This window comes from Pseudomonas rossensis, assembly GCF_039888995.1.
In the GTDB taxonomy this organism is placed as follows: domain Bacteria; phylum Pseudomonadota; class Gammaproteobacteria; order Pseudomonadales; family Pseudomonadaceae; genus Aquipseudomonas; species Aquipseudomonas rossensis.
In genome coordinates, this window is sequence record NZ_JBBWCB010000243.1 from 1 (window position 1) to 4166 (window position 4166).

The following is a 4166-nucleotide window of genomic DNA, read 5'->3' on the forward strand; positions in this document are numbered from 1 at the left end:
CGCATTCTCTTCGGCCTCCTGGCCTACGTCAGCCTGGGCATCGGTCTGATCGCTATCGTCGTACCCGGCTTGCCGACCACCGAGTTCATTCTGCTGGCCGCCTGGGCCGCGACTAAAAGCTCACCGCGCCTGAGTGCCTGGCTAGAAAACCACCGGTTGTTCGGGCCGATCCTCTGCAATTGGCGCAACGGCAAAATCATCACGCATCGGGCCAACATCAGCGCCACCGTCAGCATGTTGCTGTGCGCCGCCTTGATGTTGGTCATGCTCGATCATGGCTGGCCGATTTACCTGACCATCGCGGGCATGAGCCTGGGTAATTTATGGATCTGGTCACGGCCGGAATCCATGCCGCAAACTTCCTGATACACCGAGTCGTCTGCATTCAGCTTGCCACTCACCGCTCTCATCCGTAAGCGTCTCAACTCACCTTGCGTAAGTTAGGAAGGCATCCACTGATGCGGCAGCAACCGCACGATTTCACTTCAATTACTTGGGCCGGAACCGGTGCCTGTAGTGAAGGAGATATAGGTCCCAAGAATTCCAATTTTAGGGAACTGAATCCCTGAGTGAACCACTCACACCGTGTTCTGATTTTTTAGACGTATAACAAAAACCCACGCGACGAGGTCATGAGACTGTTAGCGGGAGACCTCGCAACTTACCAACTGCATCACTCTGCAAAGGGTCATTGAACATGTATATCGCCGTCAACCGCTTCAAGGTGAATCCAGGGTACGAAGCCAAATTCGAACATCTCTGGTCAACTCGCGAGACCTATCTGAGGGAGCTTCCGGGCGCCGTGGAATTTAATCTGCTGAAGGGACCGCAGAAGGACGATCACGTTCTGTATTCCAGCCAGACGATCTGGACCGACTACGCGGCCTTCGAGGCCTGGAGAACTTCGGAAGCGTTTAACGCCACGCATCGAGGTGACTCAAACGACCACCGCTCACTCTTTATCGGGCATCCTGAATTCGAAGGCTTCGAGGTCGTTCAGACCGTCAAATAGTGTCGGCGACAGTGCGTCCAGAGGTCTAATACGTTCACTGGCCTGTCGGTCAAGAGATCGATCCGCTGTTGGGTCGACAAGTTCGGCGCCGGCTTTGTGCATCGGGTTGAAGCCACCCGATGCTAGCCGGGCCAGCACCTTGCATCTGGACGATGGTGTGTCACGAACACAAGCGAAAGTTGCGTGATTCATAAACGACGCTTTGACGTTACAGCAAAGCCGGTGCAGCCCAATTGGTAAGGCAAGGAATACACCTTACTAAAAGAATCGGATACGCCGATAGTGCGGCACATCAAGATCAAGGCCGCCGCCAATCCGCATGCCTCCAACTGGGATGAATATTTCGAGTCCAGCTGGGGCAAGAGAATGCTCAATCGATACAGGGCGCGCGAAGATGTATCAGCGGTAGCAAGACGGCCTGTGCTCGGTCTGCCATAAGCCATCGCCATCCTCAAGCAAGCCGAAGCCGGTAGTCCGGCCCCCGAGCTGTGCCGCGAGCACGGCATCAGCTCTGCCACCTTTTACAAGTGGCGAACCAAGTTCGGCAGTATGGATGCGTCACTGATGGCTCGGTTGCGAGAGCTTGAGGAGGAAAACCGTCGCCTGAAGAAGATGGCCGAGGAACGTCTCAAAGACGAAATCATCCAGGAGGCGATGGTAAAAAAGTGGTGAAGCCATCTCGACGACGGGAGATGGCACTGCAAGCGGTTCGCTCAGGTCGGATCAACATCAAACTGGCATGTAGTGCCTTTGGTGTCAGCGTTGCCTGCTATCGCTACCAGCCGCGTTTGTCGTCTGAGAATGCACAGATTGCTGAGCTCCTGATTCGGCTGACGCACAACCAGCGCAACTGGGGTTTGGGCTTGTGCTTCTTGTACCTGCGCAACGTGAAGGGCCATCGCTGGAACCACAAGCGGGTGTACCAGATTTACCGCGAATTGGAACTCAACCTGCGGATCAAACCGCGCAAGCGCATTGTGCGGGAGAAGCCAGAACCCCTTATCGTGCCGGCAGCAATTAACCAGTGCTGGTCAATGGACTTAATGCATGATCAATTGTCTGACCTGACGCGCCACTCTCGCCAGATGAACGATAAACCCGCTCAATATTTTGCCGAGAAGTCGCGAACGTGCGCGAAGGTTTACCGGAGTATGCTCAATCCAATACCTACCCACTCGACAGCAGACTGCCGTAGCCAGAGCGGACTATGAGGCCAGGTTCAATGGCCAGTTACCTCCACAAATCAGGGGGGAGTTACAGCCCCCCAGACGAACCAGTACACTTACGACCCAGTGACGCAGGTTGAACGCACCCAATAGGTTGGCACGACGGCAAGCGTGCGGAAAAAAACGCCCGATTGCTACGTGCCCATCACCATGCCCTGCCGCCTCGGAGCGCACCCAAGGTGCAACGCCTGCGCAAGGTCTTCACGCGAAGTCTGTGCACCGCTATGGCACTGATGCCGCTTTCGACGCTGTAGGTATGTCGTCAAAGACGCGCCTGCGGCATTAATCAAGAACGTTGCCCAGGGTTGCTATTATTTGCTGGCGCCCTCCCCAACTCCAAGTCCTCGGGGCGAACTTCATTTCGCTGTGCCCGGACCAAACGTACGGCCGCCTTGTATGACTCGCTGGCAAGCGCAGGAACGCCCTGAGGCAGCACCTGCAGAATTCCGCGCGCAATGTGGAAGCCGTCCTCCACATATTCGCCCACCGAGCCCCGCGATTGCGTGCGAGGTAATTCCTTGCGCCGGGGGGTGGAGATGTTCTTGAGTGCCACGGCAAAGTGATCGGCTATGCTGGCCGAAACGCCCCCGTTTGCCTTGGTGAACGCGGTGGCCTCGGCTGGCACCTGATTGTTGGCGAAAAAAGGTTGTAGCGTTAACCCCGACTGGAAATAGGTCGCAATAATGTGCGCCAGTTTACCCCGCGTGCCGGCTTCACCGCCCAGTTCGGCAAGTTTTCCCAAACCCGAGCTCAGTGCAAGGCCTTCGCTCATACTCAGTATCCGGCTGGAAGCATCAGCGAGATTTTTCGCGTCGCGCGGGTCAAGATTTTGCGAAACGCGAACACGGGTTTCTTTGATAAGTTCGCCTAAAGGTTTGCGGGCTTTCACCAGGTGGTGCGTGGGAATTGCTTCATCTCCATGGGTTTGCAGATATTTGGCAAGCGCCTGCGTACTGGCCATTCCAAATCCCCCGGCTGCAGATGCCACTGCCTTAATATGCGGCGATGATGCGTTGACCGTCGTGAACTGCTTTACCACATCGAGTAACGCCTGCGCCGCACCGAAAGTCGTAAAGCCAGTGAAATCTCCACTCACCGTCCCAAAGTTCCAAGCGTTCTGAGCTCGCGTATAGTCTTCACAGCGCTGAGACCGCGCGGCGTCGATGGCCTGTCGCTCGGGGTCAGGCCGATGAACTCGTCTGCCGTTTTGCGTCACATCATGCAGTGCCTTTGGGTAAACAGCACTGGGATCCGCCTTCACTACCCCCAAACCAATTGTTCCGTCCAGCACCGCTTGACTGAACGGCTTCAACCCGTCACCGACAATTTTATGGGCTGAACCCGTCACTGCTGCGGCACCAGCGATTTGTTCAAGAACAGACCGGTTCACGAGCGACGCTTGCGCTTGCGTTTGTGCTTCGCCAAAGTGCAGAAAGGATGCGATAGCCTGAGGAATTCCTTGACCCAATGCTATCCGAAGCGCCGATACTGGATTTTTAGACTCCGCCTTCAACCGATCAACATACTCAGCGCGCCCGAGGTTTTTTAGCGCAACATCCAAAATTTCATTGTCGGTGGTGAGCGCGTTCAATGGCGCATTCTCGTCTGTTCGTAACAGGCTGAATTCGTCTTTAAGGGCACGCCACCGATCTCGCTGGTCCGCCGCAGCTTCTCGAACGGACAATGACTGCTCAATATCCATTGCTGCGGCCGCTGCACTTTCCATACGCCCCTGAAGAAAACTTTCCAACTGTTCAGGGAACTCCTCGTGCAGAGTATTTGTGAGCGTCTTCGCGCGCAGGCCAAAAGCTTGATGACTCGTTTCGATGTCGCATTGCTCTTCAACGGAACGGGCTGATGCAGAGCATGCTTCAATATAAAGTGAATGGCAGGCACCCAATAACTTACCTATCCGATCACAATGTGCT

General features: G+C 55.4%; 3 protein-coding genes and 1 pseudogene. 3 read left to right on the forward strand and 1 reads right to left on the reverse strand.

What is annotated here, in order from left to right:
- From WLY71_RS29875 to WLY71_RS29885, 3 genes and pseudogenes are all read left to right on the forward strand, one after another.
- Positions 1–366 (forward strand): YbaN family protein (locus tag WLY71_RS29875; protein ID WP_347806427.1); only part of this gene is annotated, 366 nt, incomplete at its 5' end.
- A 331-nt stretch (positions 367–697) separates the two neighbouring features.
- The gene (locus WLY71_RS29880) at positions 698–1012 is read left to right on the forward strand and encodes an antibiotic biosynthesis monooxygenase family protein (protein WP_347806440.1); all 315 of its coding nucleotides are present in this window, start codon (positions 698–700) and stop codon (positions 1010–1012) included.
- Between the two features lie 441 nt (positions 1013–1453).
- A pseudogene (locus WLY71_RS29885) lies at positions 1454–2076 on the forward strand (transposase); the annotation flags it as partial.
- A 448-nt stretch (positions 2077–2524) separates the two neighbouring features.
- Here WLY71_RS29885 and WLY71_RS29890 read toward each other — a convergent pair.
- A partial coding sequence (locus tag WLY71_RS29890; RefSeq protein WP_347806441.1) for a hypothetical protein occupies positions 2525–4166 on the reverse strand: 1642 nt, incomplete at its 5' end.

Coding starts and splice junctions, on each gene's coding strand:
- WLY71_RS29880 (WP_347806440.1), top strand. CDS start 698: ATGTATATCGCCGTCAACCGCTTCAAGGTGAATCCAGGGTACGAAGCC.